14 protein-coding genes are annotated in these 15,801 nt (G+C 73.0%); 3 read left to right on the forward strand and 11 right to left on the reverse strand.

Annotated features, from left to right (window positions below; genetic code table 11):
- Positions 1-11 precede the first annotated feature (11 nt).
- Entirely contained in the window at positions 12-1,148 is a 1,137-nt protein-coding gene (locus tag ACZ51I_RS20070; RefSeq protein WP_468877489.1) for an SMI1/KNR4 family protein, read from the forward strand.
- Between the two features lie 22 nt (positions 1,149-1,170).
- On the opposite strand, the gene ACZ51I_RS20075 is transcribed toward ACZ51I_RS20070, so the two are convergent.
- The 5 genes from ACZ51I_RS20075 to ACZ51I_RS20095 all read right to left on the reverse strand — a co-directional run bounded on the left by ACZ51I_RS20075 (position 1,171) and on the right by ACZ51I_RS20095 (position 6,137).
- Positions 1,171-1,989: a histidine kinase gene (locus tag ACZ51I_RS20075; protein WP_468877492.1), complete on the reverse strand. Its 819-nt coding sequence runs from the start codon at positions 1,987-1,989 to the stop codon at positions 1,171-1,173.
- A 22-nt stretch (positions 1,990-2,011) separates the two neighbouring features.
- The gene (locus tag ACZ51I_RS20080) at positions 2,012-2,620 is read right to left on the reverse strand and encodes a hypothetical protein (RefSeq protein ID WP_468877495.1); all 609 of its coding nucleotides are present in this window, start codon (positions 2,618-2,620) and stop codon (positions 2,012-2,014) included.
- A gap of 58 nt (positions 2,621-2,678) precedes the next feature.
- Positions 2,679-4,136, reverse strand: coding sequence for a hypothetical protein (locus ACZ51I_RS20085; RefSeq protein ID WP_468877498.1), 1,458 nt, complete (start codon positions 4,134-4,136; stop codon positions 2,679-2,681).
- Between the two features lie 11 nt (positions 4,137-4,147).
- Positions 4,148-4,582 carry a hypothetical protein gene (locus ACZ51I_RS20090; protein ID WP_468877500.1) on the reverse strand — a complete coding sequence of 145 codons (435 nt, stop codon included), beginning with the start codon at positions 4,580-4,582 and terminating at the stop codon, positions 4,148-4,150.
- A 79-nt stretch (positions 4,583-4,661) separates the two neighbouring features.
- Positions 4,662-6,137, reverse strand: coding sequence for an aminotransferase-like domain-containing protein (locus ACZ51I_RS20095; protein ID WP_468877503.1), 1,476 nt, complete (start codon positions 6,135-6,137; stop codon positions 4,662-4,664).
- Positions 6,138-6,200: 63 nt separating this feature from the next.
- Here ACZ51I_RS20095 and ACZ51I_RS20100 point away from each other — a divergent pair, with 63 nt between their 5' ends.
- Positions 6,201-7,394 (forward strand): trans-sulfuration enzyme family protein, encoded by a 1,194-nt coding sequence (locus ACZ51I_RS20100; protein ID WP_468877505.1) that lies wholly within the window; start codon positions 6,201-6,203, stop codon positions 7,392-7,394.
- Here the strand turns inward: ACZ51I_RS20100 and ACZ51I_RS20105 are convergent.
- From ACZ51I_RS20105 to ACZ51I_RS20115, 3 genes are read right to left on the reverse strand one after another with little or no spacing between them, the layout of a single operon-like run.
- The gene (locus tag ACZ51I_RS20105; protein WP_468877508.1) at positions 7,391-7,882 is read right to left on the reverse strand and encodes an LURP-one-related/scramblase family protein; all 492 of its coding nucleotides are present in this window, start codon (positions 7,880-7,882) and stop codon (positions 7,391-7,393) included. The genes ACZ51I_RS20100 and ACZ51I_RS20105 overlap by 4 nt on opposite strands.
- A 31-nt stretch (positions 7,883-7,913) precedes the next feature.
- Positions 7,914-8,663, reverse strand: a complete 750-nt coding sequence (locus ACZ51I_RS20110; protein ID WP_468877511.1) for a bestrophin-like domain — start codon at positions 8,661-8,663, stop codon at positions 7,914-7,916.
- Between the two features lie 6 nt (positions 8,664-8,669).
- A complete protein-coding gene (locus ACZ51I_RS20115; protein WP_468877514.1) occupies positions 8,670-10,121 on the reverse strand; it encodes a hypothetical protein in 1,452 nt (483 codons plus the stop codon).
- 141 nt (positions 10,122-10,262) lie between these two features.
- Between ACZ51I_RS20115 and ACZ51I_RS20120 the strand changes: the two genes are divergently transcribed.
- Positions 10,263-12,056, forward strand: a complete 1,794-nt coding sequence (locus tag ACZ51I_RS20120) for an NHL domain-containing thioredoxin family protein (RefSeq protein WP_468877516.1) — start codon at positions 10,263-10,265, stop codon at positions 12,054-12,056.
- Here the strand turns inward: ACZ51I_RS20120 and ACZ51I_RS20125 are convergent, their stop codons facing one another.
- The 3 genes from ACZ51I_RS20125 to ACZ51I_RS20135 all read right to left on the reverse strand — a co-directional run bounded on the left by ACZ51I_RS20125 (position 12,057) and on the right by ACZ51I_RS20135 (position 15,800).
- A complete protein-coding gene (locus ACZ51I_RS20125; RefSeq protein WP_468877519.1) occupies positions 12,057-12,401 on the reverse strand; it encodes a hypothetical protein in 345 nt (114 codons plus the stop codon). It abuts the gene before it with no gap.
- 42 nt (positions 12,402-12,443) lie between these two features.
- Positions 12,444-13,775: a M18 family aminopeptidase gene (locus ACZ51I_RS20130; protein ID WP_468877522.1), complete on the reverse strand. Its 1,332-nt coding sequence runs from the start codon at positions 13,773-13,775 to the stop codon at positions 12,444-12,446.
- 186 nt (positions 13,776-13,961) lie between these two features.
- Positions 13,962-15,800, reverse strand: a complete 1,839-nt coding sequence (locus ACZ51I_RS20135; protein WP_468877524.1) for an acyl-CoA dehydrogenase — start codon at positions 15,798-15,800, stop codon at positions 13,962-13,964.
- Between the last annotated feature and the right edge of the window lies 1 nt (position 15,801).

The raw sequence follows: 15,801 nt of genomic DNA on the forward strand, positions 1-15,801 counted from the left end.
AGAGGCACCTCGTGAACGACCGGAACAGGGCGGCCGCGGCCGTCGCCGCCTTCGCCGAGCTCTTCGGTCCGCCGCCGGAGGGGCCCGCGATACCCGTCGACTGGGACGCGGTCGAGGAGTGGCTGGGCCTGCGCCTGCCCGCCGACTACAAGGCCGTGGCCGGAGCCTACGGCCCGCTCGACATCGGTGAACGGCTCTGGCTGCACACCCCGTTCGACGACGACGCGCGCCTCTTCGACTACGGCCGCTTCATCGAGGACGGCCGCGGGCACGCGCCCGGCGTCCTCCCCTTCGGCGCCACCCGCATGTCCGACACCCTCTACTGGGACACCACCGCATCCGACGACCCCGACCGGTGGCCCGTCGTCGTCCACGTCCAGAACCTCGCGAACGCCGGCAAGGACGCCTGGCTCCGCCCCGGCACCACCTTGCTGCCCACCCTCACCGGCTTCGTCGCCGACGGCCTGCGCCCGGTCCTCGCCCGCAGCGCCCTCGCCGGCGACGGTGCGCACGCCTGGACCCCGCCGGCCCGTCGACCGGAACCGACTCCCGCGCAGCGGGCCGCCCTCGTCTCCGGCGGCACCGGCCTCGACACCCTCACCGCCCTGGTCCCGCCGCCCGCCGCGCCCCACCTCGGCGAACAGAGCTGGGAGTGGCTGTACGAACGCCTCGGCACCCGCCTCCCGACCGAGTACGTCCGTCTGATGGAGACGTACGGCGCGGGAGAGTGGTGTCACTGGCTCCGCTTCAGTACCCCGCTGGGCACCGGGCGGTACGACCTGGCGGGCACGGAGGAGTGGTACGGCGACAGCTACCGGGACCTGCGCGCCGCCCACCCCGAGTACAACCCCCTGGCCGTCTGGCCCGAACCGGGCGGTTTCCTGCCCTTCGCCGACTCCATCGACGGCGACCAGCTGTGCTGGCTCACCGAGGGCGACACCCCCGACGACTGGCCCCTGATCGTCATCCCCCGGCACGCCGACCAGGGCCCGCCGCTCACCGCCACCCTCACGGGGACCCTCCTCGCCTGGCTGCGCGGGGAACTCCGCACGGAAGGCTTCCCCGGCCTCGTACGCCCCCACGAAGAGCCGCTGGACGTCATCGGCTTCGAGCAGTACGGCGAGGCGAGCGCCCAGGAGACCGCCTAGGCCCTGACCCGCCGGACAGAACCTAGGCCGAGGTCAGTTCCGACGCGTCCGGGAGCAGGGCGGTCAGTTCCTGCCAGATGCGTTTCGGGGCGACGCGGCGCAGCCGGAACGGGCTGCCCGCGGGGGCGCCGCCCTCCGTGAGGGGCTCGGCGGGGAGCTCCCGCAGCCAGTAGCCCAGCGGCCCGCAGTCCCAGGCGGCCACGGCGCGCGCGACCACGCCCGCGGCTCCCTCCTGCCGGCCCTGCCACGCGGCCGTCATGCGCCACTGGGAGCGGAGCTCCACGATCAGCTCCGCGAGCCGGCGGGCGGTCTCCGTGCCTCCCGCCGCGCGCAGCGCCTCCCCGACCAGGGCGCGCTCGTCCGCGCCGGGCGTCGCGGCGGCCTTCTCCAGGGCGGCGAGGCCCGCTTCCAGGACGCCCATCGTCGTCTCGACGACCTCGTCGGCCGCGTCCTCGCCCGACTGACGCAGGGCCACCAGGTCGGCGAGCGTCCACACCACGGTCCTGGGTTCGACGAGCCGGTACTCCGCCTCCTCCTGGCCCGGCCAGCTCTCGTGGCAGACGACGTGGTCGTCGCCGATCAGCAGCCCGTGGTGGAGGGTGCCCTGCCGGCCGCCGGCCTCCAGGGAGAGGATCACGGACGGCTGCACGAGGGTCTTCATCAGCGGCAGGAGCAGGGCGGACAGCTCCCCCGCCTCGTTGGCGAGCCCGGCGTCCCGCAGCCGCGCCGCCGCCGGCGCCATGGGCTCCGGGACCGGCCGACCGGTCGCCAGCTGGGCGAGGACGAAGACCTCGTCGTCGCTCAGCCGGAAGCGGGATCGGGTCACGTCGAAGGAAGGCATCTCACGCTCAATCATCAGGAGGTCAGTACTGGGACTCGGTCCAGAAGTGGGTCACGCGGGAGAGCCCGGCCTTCACCGCGCCGAGCTGCGTCAGGGTGGAGCGGTCGACGCCGGCGAAGATCAGGGCGAGGGCCAGATCGCCGCCCTCGGCCCGCCCCGCGACGTGCACGGACAGCCTGCGTCCCTTGCCCCGTCCGGTCTCGCGGACGGTGATCGTGACGCCGGGGTCCTCGTCGTCCGCGGCGCGCGTCAGGACGTAGCCGTGCTTGTCGAGGGCCGTCAGCCGGTAGTCGTCCCCCGCGTACCGCATCTCCAGGGCGCGCTGCTCCAGGGTCGCGCCGAAGCGGTTCCGCGTCACGTACACCATCCGGTCGCCGACCCGCAGCGTCGACCGGTTCAGGCCGGGCAGCTTCATCCCCTCGACGTGCATCCCGCGCGCCTCGAAGGAAGCGGTCGGCAGCTGCCCGCCCCGTACCTCCGAGACAAGCGACTCGGGAGAGGTACGGGGGAGGGGACAGGTCAGCGTGATCTCGCCGAACTCCGGCGAGACGCCCTTCCAGCCGGCCCGGTAGTCGTGCCGGTTACCCTCCTTCCACGCCTGGAGGTCGAACGGCGTGACGTGGGTGTGCATGGGTATCGAGCTCCTGCTCAGTCGAGGGGGACCCGCCGAGGAGGTCCGGGCGGGCGTCTCAGTCGAAGGGGTTCAGCGCGCTGCCGAGCTTCTTCGCCCCGTCCTTGACCCCGTTCCCGATGTCGGACGCCTTGTCGCCGACCCAGTCCCCCGCCTGCTCCAGACCCTTCCCGATCGCCTCGTGGTTGTCCCAGACCAGCGCGCCCGCGTACGCGACGCCGGTGCCGACCGCGAGCCCGAGCGTGACCGGGTTCGGCGCCACCGTCAGCGCCGTCATCGAGGCGCTGAAGGCCGTCCCGGTGAGGTCCGAGGCGAACTTCGCCGGATCCGCCTTGATCATGTCCGTGTTGTACGTGGTGAGGTTGGCGACGCCGTACGCGGTCGCCGCCACACCGCCGACGACCCCCGCGCCCCGCAGCCAGCCCGCAGCCTTCGCCGCGTTGGCGAGACCGCCGTTCTGCGCGACCTTCAGCAGGTTGGCCTCGGCGGCGGTCGGCATGAAGAACGCGCCGTTGCGCATGAACCCGCCGTACATGGCGGCTTCGTCGGAGCCGGTGATCGCGGTCGCGAGCCCCGGCGGCACCTTGCTGAGCAGGCTGCCCGGGGCGGCCCCCGCCAGCCGCATGTTGAACTGCTTGGACAGGAAGGTGCCGGGCGCGGTCGGGTGCACGAACGGCGGCCGGAGCGCCTTGGACAGCTTGTACGAGTAGAGGCCCGCGGACGTCAGGGCGCCCGCGAACGCGCCCGCGGTGATGGTGCCCTTGGTGAACTTGTCGACCAGGTCGGCCAGCTTCTCGTTCCCGGTGAGCTTCGCGATGCCGTCGCGCTGGAGCCGCTGGACGTAGTCGTCGAGTGTCTCGTCGTCCCGCATCTTCAGCCAGGCCAGGTTCATCCGGTCGTCCTTGGCCTTGTCGTCGGCCGCGGAGACCTTGCCCGCGTCACCGTTGAAGCCGGTGCCGAGGGTCTCGTCGTTCTTGGCGCCGTAGCCGTCCTTGACGACGGCCTCCAGGTCCTTCTTCAGGTCCTGGTCGGCGACGTCGAAGGCCTTGACGCAGCCGTCCAGGTGCTCGGCCCAGGCCACCTCGGCGTCCCGGACGCTCCTGGCGCCGTCCGGGTCGTGGTGCAGGGCACTGCGCTCCGCGGGCGTGAGCCGCTCGTAGTCGTAGGCGACCCTGCCCTCCTCGGAGACCTTCATGCCGGCCTTGACGGCGTCGGCACGGGCGTTCTCCAGCTGCTTCTTCAGCTCGGTGAACTGTTCGTGGGCGTTGCGCAGCAGCGTCGCGGTGGCCTTCGCCTGCGTCTGCGCCGCCTGGTACTCGTAGCGGGTGGCGGTGAAGTTGGTGTGGGCGGCGGTCGCGCTCTCGCCCAGCCAGGTCTGCGCGGTGGTCAGAGACTGCACGCTGTCCCGGTAGCGCTCCTCCACCTTGTGCAGCTCGCCCGCCATCTCGTCCCACTTGTCCGCGGTGGTGGCGAGCTTGCCCAGGTCGGTCGTCATGATCTCGGAGTACGTCAGCACGGTCCGCCCCCTCAGTAGCGCGCGATGCGCGAACTCGGTCCGACGCCGGCGATCCGGGCGCGCGTGTCGAGCTCCTGCCCGCTGAACGAGAGAGCCGTGCCGCGCAGGGCGGTCTTCTCGGAGGCGAGCCGGGCGAGGAGCGTCTTGACCTGCTTGTCCCAGGTGGTCTCGACGGTCTTGAGACCGGCCGCGGTCGCCCAGCCGGCGAAACCGGCGACGGCCGCCGTGGTGGCGGCGTCCGCCCACTTGGCGGCCTTGTCGGTGTTCGGCTCCAGCTCGTTCTCGATCGTGTTCGCCGCGGCCTTCTTCTTCGCGGGTGCGGTGGCGAGATCGGAGCCCCCGCCTCCGCCCCCTCCGCCGCCGTCCAGCTGGTTCAACCGCGTGCCGACGGTGACCCGTTCGGGTCCGGCGGTTCGTATCCCGGCCCACTCCTCGTCAAATCCCATAACCGAGGCCCCCATGAGAATCAGCTCGTCCCTTTGCAGGTGCACCTTATGTTCACGTGGTTGAGCGAGGGACACAAGGTCATACGACGATCGCATGAAGGGCCCCCCGGGCCGGCTCCGGTCCCCGCCCCCGCTCCGACGCCCGCCCCGGCGCGTACTCCGCCCAGGCGGTCGCCAGTCTCCGTACCGCCTCCGTCAGTACCTCCGGGGGCGCCAGGAAGTGCAGCCGCAGATGACGGACGCTGCCGCCGAGCGCGTCGGCCGTGACGCCCGGGAGGACGGCCACCCCGTGGCGCAGGGCGAGCTGCGCGAAGGAGACGCCGTCGCCGTGGGGGAGCCGCACCCAGAGGGTCTGGCCGCCGGCCGCCGGGGCACAGGACCAGGAGGGCAGCAGCCGCGCCAGCTCGGACCGCAGACGGTCGTGGCCCGCGCGGGCCGCCCGCAGCCGGGCCGCCAGGACCGGCCCGTAGCCGTCGAGCAGCCGGACCGCCGCCAGCTGTGACGGCACGTCGCTGCCCAGATCGTGCAGGGCCTTCAGCCGGGCGAGCCGGCCGATCAGCGGCGCCGGACCCCGCACCCAGCCGATCCGCAGCCCGCCCCACACCACCTTGCTCAGCGAACCGACGCCGACGGTCTCGCCGTACGAGGAGAGCGGGGACCAGCCGGCGTCGTCCCCGAAGGCCAGGTCCGCGAGGACCTCGTCGTCCACCAGCGGCACGCCCAGCGCGTTCGCCGCCTCGACGAGCCGCCGCCCGGCGAGCGGGGGGAGCACCGCGCCCGTCGGGTTCTGGAACCTGCTGATCACATAGGCCAGGGCCGGGCGATGACGCTCCATCACCCGCACCGCCTCCGCCACGTCCACCCCGTCCGGCCCCACCGCCACCGGCAGCGGCACGGCAGCCGCCTCCCGGAACAGATCCAGCGCCCCCGGATACGTCGGCGCCTCCACGAGCACCCCGTCACCCGGCGCGAGCAGCAGCCGCGCGAGCAGCGAAAGGGCCTGCTGGGCGCCGGTGGTGACCAGGATCTGCTCGGGCCCGGTCGGCACCCCCCGCGCCGCGTACCGCGCCGCCACCGCCGCCCGCAGCGCCCCGACCCCCGCCGGGTGGTAGCCGAGGTCGCCGTCCGGCAGCACGAGCGAGCGGTACGCCTCCGCCAGCTCGGCCGGCGGCCGGTCCGGGGCGGCGCAGCTCAGCAGGATCACGTCGTCCGGCGCCTCCAGCAGGTGCAGGAAGAGCGGGTTCGAGGTCTCCTGCACCCGGGGCGCGTCCAGGGGCAGGGCGGCCTCCGCCACCCGGGTCCCGCTGCCCTGACGCCGCACCAGCCTGCCTTCCTGCCGGAGCGTCTCGTACGCCGCGACCACCGTCGTACGGCCCACGGCCAGGGCCGACGCGAGCCGCCGGTCCGGCGGCAGGAGCGCGCCCGGCGGCAGCGCCCCCTCGTCGACGAGCTGCCGCAGCCGGGCGGCGAGCAGCAGATACAGCGGTCCGCGCCCGGCGGACCAGCGGCCGAGCCGGGCGACGAGCTCGTCCATCGAGGCGTTGATTGGCTCCATTGCCGAACCAATCTGCCGGGATTGGACCTGTGAACGCAACCGACCGCTCCCCAGACTGAGGCCATGAGCCACGCCGACTCCGCCTCCCCGCGCCCCGAGACCCTCGCCGTCCACCCGCCCCGCGTCGAGATCACGGGCAGCAGGCCCCTCGGCGTCCCCCTCCACCAGGGCCACGTCTTCGCCTTCGACTCGGCCGACGCCCTCGCCGAGGGCTTCACCTCGCCGGACGCCTTCCTCTACGCCCGCCTCGGCAACCCCACCGTCCGCACCCTGGAGGACGCCGTCGCCCGCCTGGAGGGCGGGACCGCCGGCCTGTCCTTCGCCTCCGGCATGGGCGCCATCAACGCCGTCCTGCTCGGCCTGCTCGGCAGCGGCGGCCACGTCATCGCCCAGACCTGTCTGTACGGCGGCACGTACGCGGTCCTCACCGACCTCGCCACCCGCTGGGGCGTCGACGTCACGTACGTCTCCGGCACCGACCCGGAGGAGGTGCGGGCGGCCCTGCGCCCCACGACCCGGCTCCTCTACCTGGAGACCATCGCCAACCCCACGACCCGCGTAGCCGACCTCCCCGCGCTCGCCGCCGTCGCCGCCGGGGCCGGCGTCCCCGTCGCCGTCGACAACACCTTCGCCTCCCCGCTGCTCTGCCGCCCCCTCGACCACGGCGCCGACATCGTCGTGCACTCCGCCACCAAGTACCTCGCCGGGCACGCGGACGTCCTCGGCGGCATGGCCGTCTTCAAGGACCCCGAGCTGTACGGCACGGTCCGCGGCCACGCCGTCGAACAGGGCGCGTCCACCGACCCGTTCGCCGCCTGGCTCACCCTGCGCGGCATGCAGACGCTGTCGCTGCGCATGGAGCGCCAGTGCGCGAGCGCCGCCGAACTCGCCGCCCGGCTCGAGGCGCACCCGGCGGTCGTGGCCGTCCGCCACCCGTCCCTCGCGAGCCACCCGGACCGGGCGATCGCGGCGCGCCTGCTGCCGGCGGGCGGCGGCGGGGTGGTCTCGGTCGACCTGGCGGGCGGCCGGGAGGCGGGCCGTACCTTCGTCGAGGCGGTACGGCTCGCCTCCCTCAGCGTCTCGCTCGGTGACGTGAAGACGCTGGTGATGCACCCGGCGTCCACCTCCCACCACCAGCTCGACGCGGCGGCGCTCGCGGCGGCCGGCATCGGCCCCGGCACGGTCCGGCTCTCGGTCGGCATCGAGCACGTGGAGGACCTGTGGGCGGACCTGGAGCAGGCGCTGGCGACGCCCTAGTCCTCCCGCTCCCGCTCAGCCATCCGGATGACGCACACGGCGACCGCGATCTGCAGCGCGGCGTCGGCGTCCTCGCGGACCACGTTCACCGCGTACGTCTCGCGGACGTGGAACCACTGCCGGGAGATGTGGGCCAGGAGTTCACCCTCGTACTCGACGGTGAACTCCCGGTCCAGGATCCGGCCGCTGACGTCCAGCTCCGTGCCGTCGACGAGCGTCACCCGGTAGTGGTTGCGGAGCAGGGAGAGCCGCTTGCGGCGGACGGTCGCGAGCGGCCGGTCCTCCCGCTCGATCGTCATCGCGTCCCGGAGGCTGAACATCTTCTGCCGCAGGGTGACGAGGACCTGCCCGTCGGCGTCCTTCAGCTCCAGGGTGTCGCGCAGCCGCAGGGCCTTGCCGTCGACGAGGAAGGCGGGGCGGCCCTGCTCGTCCTCGATCCAGTAGTCGTCACCGATCGCGAAGATCTTGTCCCGTACGAGATATTTCACGGCCCTATGTCTGCCCCGCTCCTCGCACTTCTCACCCGAAGTAGCGGGTGAACGCCTCCGGCGTCGCGCCGAGCGTCTCCCCGAACGGCGCGTCGAGCTGATGGATCAGCAGGACGGTGAAGGCGATGAACCCCGAGAGACCCATCACCATCACCACGTGCGTCGTACTCCTCTTGATCCCGAAGAGGAACATGAACGCCAGCGTCAGCGCGCCGCCGATCAGCAGCCCCGTCCACAGCACGGGGGAGAGCCGTTCCTGCGCCGCCGCCTCCCGGCCCCGCCGCGCGTCGTCGACGTAGCCGAGCTGGGCCAGGACCTCCTGGGCCGCGATCTGTTCCGGCACCTTCGCCGAGTCCTCCACCTCGCCCGCCCTCCGCAGCTGTTCGAGCAGCTGCCAGCCGGACGGGCCGAGCGGTTCGCGCTCCGCCATCGCAGGCCACTCGACGCCGACGACGTGATCGGCGTACGTCCGGGCAGCCTCCCTCAGCGGTTGCCGCTGCGCGGCGGGGAGCGCGTCCGCGAGGAGGTACGTCTGGTGCAGCGCGCTCGCCTCGGCCTGGACGTTGTCGGCGGCGTCGGCACGGGTGTCCCAGACGGACACCAGACAGAGACCGAGCACCACCGCGTAGAGGACGGACACCATCATGGCGATGTACTCCGCGACGTCCTCGCGCGGCTCCTCGTCCTCGCCGACCGGGAAGAGCCGGGTCTTGGCGAGGACGGCGAGGGCGGCGACGAACGCGACGCCGAGGACGACGACGAGCGTCTCGAACAGGGCCACGGTCGGTCACTTCCCCCGGTTGCCGAGAAGGGCGGCCGCGACGGCCGCCGGGATAAGGAGCAGCAGCAGCATCGCCACGACCCCGAACTCATGCGCCTCCCGCCCCCGCCGCCGCAACCGCCCGAGAAACCCCTCGCCGTCGGCGACAGCGGTGGCCCGCCGGGCCGCGTCGACGGGGACGGCCGGACCGTCCGGTACCCCTTGGGGTACGGCCTTCGGCGGGGTGACGGGGACGGGCGCGGTGCCGCCGACCGTGTCCGAGCCCGGCGGGACGGTTCCGGGAGCGACCGGAGCCCCGGGCGCGGCGCCGCCGACGGTTGCGGTACCGGCGGTGGCTGCTGCACCACTGGCAGAAGCTGTACCTCCGGCGGCTGCCGCACTCCCGGCTGCTGCTGCTGCACCACCGGCCCCCGCGGCACCACCGGCCCCCGCGGCACCTCCGGCCCCCGCAGCACCAGCGGCTCCCGCGGCACCACCGGCGGCTCCCGCGGCACCACCGGCGGCAGCCCCGGCAGCCCCGGGAGCACCGGGGAGTCCTGGAGCACCCGGGGCGCCTTGCGCACCAGGGACACCAGCAGCACCGGAGGCACCACCGGAACCGGCAACTCCAGAGGAACCACCCACCCCACGGGAACCGGAGCCCCCACTCTCCCCAGAGCCTCCCTGCGCACCGATGGTGAAGGCGGCGGACGAGCGCGCCGTGAGGAGGGGCGCGGGGAGGAGCCGCCCGCCGGCGTCATAGGTCGGGACCTGGTCGCTGCCGGTGGCGAGACCGGTGCTCCGGTGGGTACCCGGCGGGCGCCGGACGGTGGAGGTGCAGCGGGCGGAGGCGCCCGGGGCGAGCAGCGACACGGTCCCGGCCCGCCCGCCGCAGGACACGGCACCGGGGCCGAGCCGCAGGGCGGGGTCCTCGACGCGTACGGCGTGGACGGGCCGGTTGCCCCGGTTGGTCACGGTGTACGTGACGGTCGCGAGCGCCCCGACCGCGCGCCCGGCTCCCCCGCCCCCGCCTCCGACCGAGACCCGCTCGGTGAGCGAGAGGGCGGCGGCGACCCCGACGTACCCGGAGCGGGCGGTGGCGCTGATCCGGCGCCCGAGGGAGGGGATGTCCCCCTCGGCCCGTACGGTCGCGGGGTGTGACCCGGCGAGGGCCGGGAAACGGGCCACGCACTCCAGTTCCCCGAGCGCGGCGAGGGGCTGCCGGGGGCAGCGCACGACCCCGCCGGGCACGCCGGGGTCGACGACCCGAACCCCGTACAGATGGGCCTCGCCCCTGTTCACCAGCCGGTACCGCTTCACGACCTGCGCCCCGCCCCGTACGGCGGGAGGCCGCACGTCGGTGCCGGGCCGCCCGTTCACGGTCACGCTCACCCGTAGCGCCCCGTCCCCGGCCCCACCGGCCCAGGCGGCGGCTCCGGGCAGCGCGAGCAGGGCCAGTACCAGCAGCCCACCACTCACCCGGCGGCGGTAATAGTCCGATGATCTGCCCGCACACGTCATGCGCCCCATGCCACCGCCGGCCCCGCCCACCCCCCTCCCGAGACACGCCCCGGCCCCCCACCCGGCCCCCACTTTCCACCCGTACGGCACCCTTGAACCATGAACGACTCCGCGCCCACCCCCGCGCCCCGACGTGCCCGTGTCCGCGCCCCCGAGCTGATCGGCAAGGGCGGCTGGCTCAACACGGGTGGAGAAGACCTGACCCTCGCCGACCTGCGAGGAAAAGTTGTTCTGCTCGACTTTTGGACCTTTTGCTGTGTCAACTGCCTGCATGTCCTCGACGAGCTCCGGGACCTGGAGGAGAAGCACCGCGACACGCTCGTGATCGTCGGGGTGCACTCGCCGAAGTTCGTCCACGAGGCCGAGCATCAGGCCGTCGTCGACGCCGTCGAGCGGTACGAGGTGCACCACCCCGTGCTCGACGACCCGGAGCTCGCGACCTGGAAGCAGTACGCCGTGCGGGCCTGGCCGACGCTCGTCGTGATCGACCCCGAGGGGTACATCGTCGCCCAGCACGCCGGTGAGGGGCACGCCAACGCCATCCGGACGCTCGTCGAGGAGCTGGAGGCCGAGCACGAGGCCAAGGGGACGTTGCGGCGCGGGGACGGGCCGTACGTGGCGCCCGAGCCCGTCGCGACCGACCTGCGCTTCCCCGGGAAGGCCCTCACGCTCGCCAACGGCGACTTCCTCGTCTCCGACACCACCCGCCACCAGCTCGTCCAGCTCGCCGCCGACGGCGAGACCGTCGTGCGGCGGATCGGCGAGGGGGTCTTCCGGGAGCCGCAGGGGCTCGCGCTCCTCCCCGGCGGCAAGGTCGTCGTCGCCGACACCGTCAACCACGCCCTGCGCACGTACGACCCGGAGAGCGGTGCGATCGAGCTCGTCGCCGGTACCGGGAAGCAGTGGTGGCAGGGGTCCCCGACCTCCGGGCCCGCCCTCGAGGTCGACCTCTCCTCGCCGTGGGACGTCGCCTGGTGGCAGGGCAAGGTGTGGATCGCCATGGCCGGTGTCCACCAGCTGTGGACGTACGACCCCGAGACCGGCACCGTGCAGGTGGCGGCCGGGACCACGAACGAGGGGCTCGTCGACGGGCCCGCCGCCGAGGCCTGGTTCGCGCAGCCGTCCGGGCTCGCCGCGACCGAGGACCGGCTGTGGATCGCCGACTCCGAGACCAGCGCCCTGCGCTGGATCGACACCGACGGGATCGTCCACACCGCCGTCGGCACCGGGCTCTTCGACTTCGGCCACCGCGACGGCGCCGCCGACCAGGCCCTCCTCCAGCACCCGCTGGGCGTGACCGCCCTGCCCGACGGCTCGGTCGCCGTCTCCGACACGTACAACCACGCCCTGCGCCGCTACGACCCCGCCACCGGCGAGGTCACCACCCTCGCCACCGATCTGCGCGAGCCCAGCGACGCGGTCCTCGTCGGCGACGACATCGTGGTCGTCGAGTCCGCCCGGCACCGCCTGACCAGGCTGCGGCTGCCCGAGGAGGCCGTCCAGGTCGAGGCCGTCGCCCACCGCACCCGGCGCGAGGCCACCGACGTCGCCCCCGGCCGGCTCCGGCTCGACGTCGTCTTCCAGGCGCCGACCGGGCAGAAGCTGGACGAGCGGTACGGCCCCTCGACCCGCCTCCTGGTCTCCTCCACCCCGCCGGAGCTGCTGCTCGGCGGCGAGGGCACGGGCACCGACCTCTTCCGCGAGCTCGACCTCAACCCGGAGCTCACGGAAGGCGTGCTGCACGTGTCGGCGATGGCCGCGTCCTGCGACGACGACCCCGCCAACGAGTACCCGGCCTGCCACGTCCACCAGCAGGACTGGGGCGTCCCGGTGAAGATCACGCCCGCCGGCGCCGCCCGTCTCCCCCTGATCCTCGCCGGCATGGACAGGTAGTCAACGCACGATCCCCTGGTTCCTGGACGGGCGCCCCGCGGCCCCGTCCAGGCACCCCTCCACCCACGCCGCCGGGTCGTGCACGGCCCGTTCGCCGCCCATCCCCTGCCGCTCCATGAGCGCGCACTCCCCGTCGAGGAGCGCCCGCGTGCGTGAGCCGTCCACGTCGTAGCCGCGGATGCGGGAGGCCTGGACGAAGCCGCCCTCGTAAGCGATGTCCGTGCCCCACGGGGGCCGTTCGTTGTACGCGCCGATCAGAACGCCCGCCGCCGCCGTGGCGAGCACGACGGCGACGGCGGTTGTGGCGGCGAACTTCCCCCGCGAGGGGCCCTCATGACGATGCATGAGGGCGAAGCTGCCAGAAGGCGCGTTTCGCGGATGTTGCGCTCAGCCCTCCAGGAAGGCGACCAGCGCGTTCGCGAGGAGGTACGGGTCGTCCGCGCCGCAGAGTTCGCGGGCGCTGTGCATCGAGAGGATCGCGACGCCGATGTCGACGGTCGTGATGCCGTGCCGCGCGGCGGTGATCGGGCCGATCGTGGTGCCGCAGGGCATGTCGTTGCTGGAGACGAAGGACTGCCAGGGCACTCCCGCCTTCTCGCAGGCGGCGGCGAAGACCGCGCGGCCGCTGCCGTCGGTGGCGTACCGCTGGTTGACGTTCACCTTGAGGATGGGGCCGCCGTTGACGCGCGGGTGGTGCGTCGGGTCGTGGCGCTCCGCGTAGTTGGGGTGGACGGCGTGGCCGGTGTCGGAGGAGAGGCAGACGGTGCCGGCGAAGGCGCGGGCCCGGTCCTCGTAGGAGCCGCCGCGGGCGTAGACCGAGCGCTCCAGGACGTTGCCGAGGAGGGGGCCCTGGGCGCCGGTGTCGGCCTCGGAGCCGTTCTCCTCGTGGTCGAAGGCGGCGAGGACCGGGATGTACGGGAGGTCGTCGCGGCCCGCGAGGGAGGCGAGCGCGGCGACGCCGGCGTGGACGGAGAGGAGGTTGTCCATGCGCGGGCCGGCGAGGAGCTCGCGGTCGCGGCCGAGGTAGGCGGGGGCGTCGACGGCGTGGACCATCAGGTCCCAGCCGGTGACGTCCTCGGCGTCGACGCCCGCCTCGGCGGCGACGAAGGAGATCAGGTCGCCCTCGTGGACCTGACCGATGCCCCAGATGGGCTGCATGTGGCGCTGGCGGTCGAGCTTGAGGCCGTCGTTGACCTGGCGGTCGAGGTGGATGGCGAGCTGCGGGACGCGCAGCAGCGGCCGGTCGACGTTGACGAGGTGGTGGCTGCCGTCGCGGAGGGTGAGCCGGCCGGCGAGGCCGAGGTCGCGGTCGAGCCAGGTGTTGAGGAGGGTCCCGCCGTAGATCTCGACGGCGACCTGGCGCCAGCCCTGGGCGCCCATGTCGGGCTGCGGCTTGACGCGCAGGTTGGGGGAGTCGGTGTGCGCGCCGACGATCCGGTACGGGGTGTGGGCGGCGGCGCCCTCCGGCACGTACCAGGCGATGATCGCGCCGCCGCGGATCACGTACTTCCCACCGGTGCCCGCGGGCTCGCCCGCTGATGTCACGGCGTCCCAGGCCGCGGTCTCCTCGACCCGGCGGAAGCCGGCCTTCTCGAGCCGCTCGGCGGCGGTCGCCACCGCGTGGTACGGCGAGGGGGAGGCCGTCAGGAAGGCCATGAGGTCGTCGGTGTGGCCGCGGTCGAAGGGGCCGGCGGTGGGACGGGAAGCTGCGCTGCTCATGGGGTCACCTTACGCACCGACCGGAATCCGAATACGGGGCCCCGGAGAGAGGGAATCGGGGGTGGGACGCGGGCCTGGCAGCGGGATCGGGCTGCCCGGCGAAGGAACGGCTCCGGCGCCCCCGGCAGCAGGAACGGCCCGCCCCCCTCCCCGGGGACGGGCCGTTCGGTCGGAGCGAGGCGCGTCCTAGAACGCGGCCTCGTCCAGGTCCATCAGCGAGCCGTCGACGGCCTCTGCCAGCGCGCGCTCGGCGGAGACGCCGGGCAGGACGTTGGCGGCGAAGAACTTCGCGGCCGCGATCTTGCCCTGGTAGAAGGCTGCTTCCTTGGCGGACTTGGCCGCCGCGCCGGCGGCCAGCTTCTCGGCGGCGACGGCCGCGCCCTTGAGCAGCAGGTAGCCGACGACGACGTCGCCCGAGGCGAGCAGCAGGCGGGTGGTGTTGAGACCGACCTTGTAGATGTTCTTGACGTCCTCGCCGGTGGCGGTGAGGTCGGTGATCATCGTGCCGACGATGGCCTCGAGGTCGACGGCGGCCTTGGCGAGCGCGTCGCGGGCGCCGGCCAGCTCCTCGCCGCCGGTGCCGACCGCGAGGAACTTCTTGATCTCCTCGGACAGCGCGTTCAGGGAGGCGCCCTGGTCGCGGACGATCTTGCGGAAGAAGAAGTCCTGGCCCTGGATGGCGGTGGTGCCCTCGTAGAGGGTGTCGATCTTGGCGTCCCGGATGTACTGCTCGATCGGGTACTCCTGCAGGAAGCCGGAGCCGCCGAAGGTCTGGAGCGACTGCGCGAGCTGCTCGTAGCCCTTCTCGGAGCCGTAGCCCTTGACGATCGGCAGGAGCAGGTCGTTCAGGCCGTGCAGCGCCTTGGCGTCCTCGCCGGCCGCTTCCTTGATCGCGATCTCGTCCTGCACGGAGGCCGTGTAGAGGACGAGGGAGCGCATGCCCTCGGCGTACGCCTTCTGCGTCATGAGCGAGCGGCGGACGTCGGGGTGGTGCGTGATGGTGACCTTGGGCGCGGCCTTGTCCATGAAGTTGGCCAGGTCGGTGCCCTGGACGCGCTCCTTGGCGTACTCCAGGGCGTTGAGGTAGCCCGTGGAGAGGGTGGAGATCGCCTTCGTGCCGACCATCATGCGGGCGAACTCGATGATGAGGAACATCTGGCGGATGCCGTCGTGCTTGTCGCCGATCAGCCAGCCCTTGGCGGGGTGCTTGTCGCCGAAGGTCATCTCGCACGTGTTGGAGGCCTTGAGGCCCATCTTGTGCTCGACGTTGGTGGCGTAGACGCCGTTGCGCGCGCCCAGCTCGCCGGTCTCCCAGTCGAACTCGTACTTCGGGACGAGGAAGAGGCTCAGGCCCTTGGTGCCGGGGCCGGCGCCCTCGGGGCGGGCGAGGACGTAGTGGAGGATGTTCTCCTCCATGTCGTGCTCACCGGAGGTGATGAAGCGCTTGACGCCCTCGATGTGCCAGGAGCCGTCCTCCTGCTGGACGGCCTTGGTGCGGCCGGCGCCGACGTCCGAGCCCGCGTCGGGCTCGGTGAGGACCATGGTGGAGCCCCAGCGCTTCTCGACGGCGATCTGCGCGACCTTCTTCTGCGCCTCGTTGCCCTCGGTGTAGAGGATGCCGGCGAAGGCCGGGCCGGAGGAGTACATCCAGACGGCCGGGTTCGCGCCGAGCAGCAGCTCCGCGTACGCCCAGATGAGGGAGCGGGGCGAGACGGTGCCGCCGATCTCCTCCGGGATGCCCAGGCGCCAGTACTCGGACTCCATGAAGGCGTTGTACGACTTCTTGAAGCTGGCCGGGACCGGGGCGGTGTTGGTCTCCGGGTCGAAGACCGGCGGGTTGCGGTCGGCGTCGGCGAAGGACTCCGCGAGCTCGTTCTCGGCGAGACGGCGGATCTCGTCGAGGATGCTCTTGGCGGTCTCGACGTCCATCTCCTCGAACGGACCGGTGCCGTACACCTTGTCGCGGCCGAGGACCTCGAAGAGGTTGAACTCGATGTCGCGGAGATTCGACTTGTAGTGCCCCATG

Source organism: Streptomyces sp. NPDC034084, from assembly GCF_055575535.1.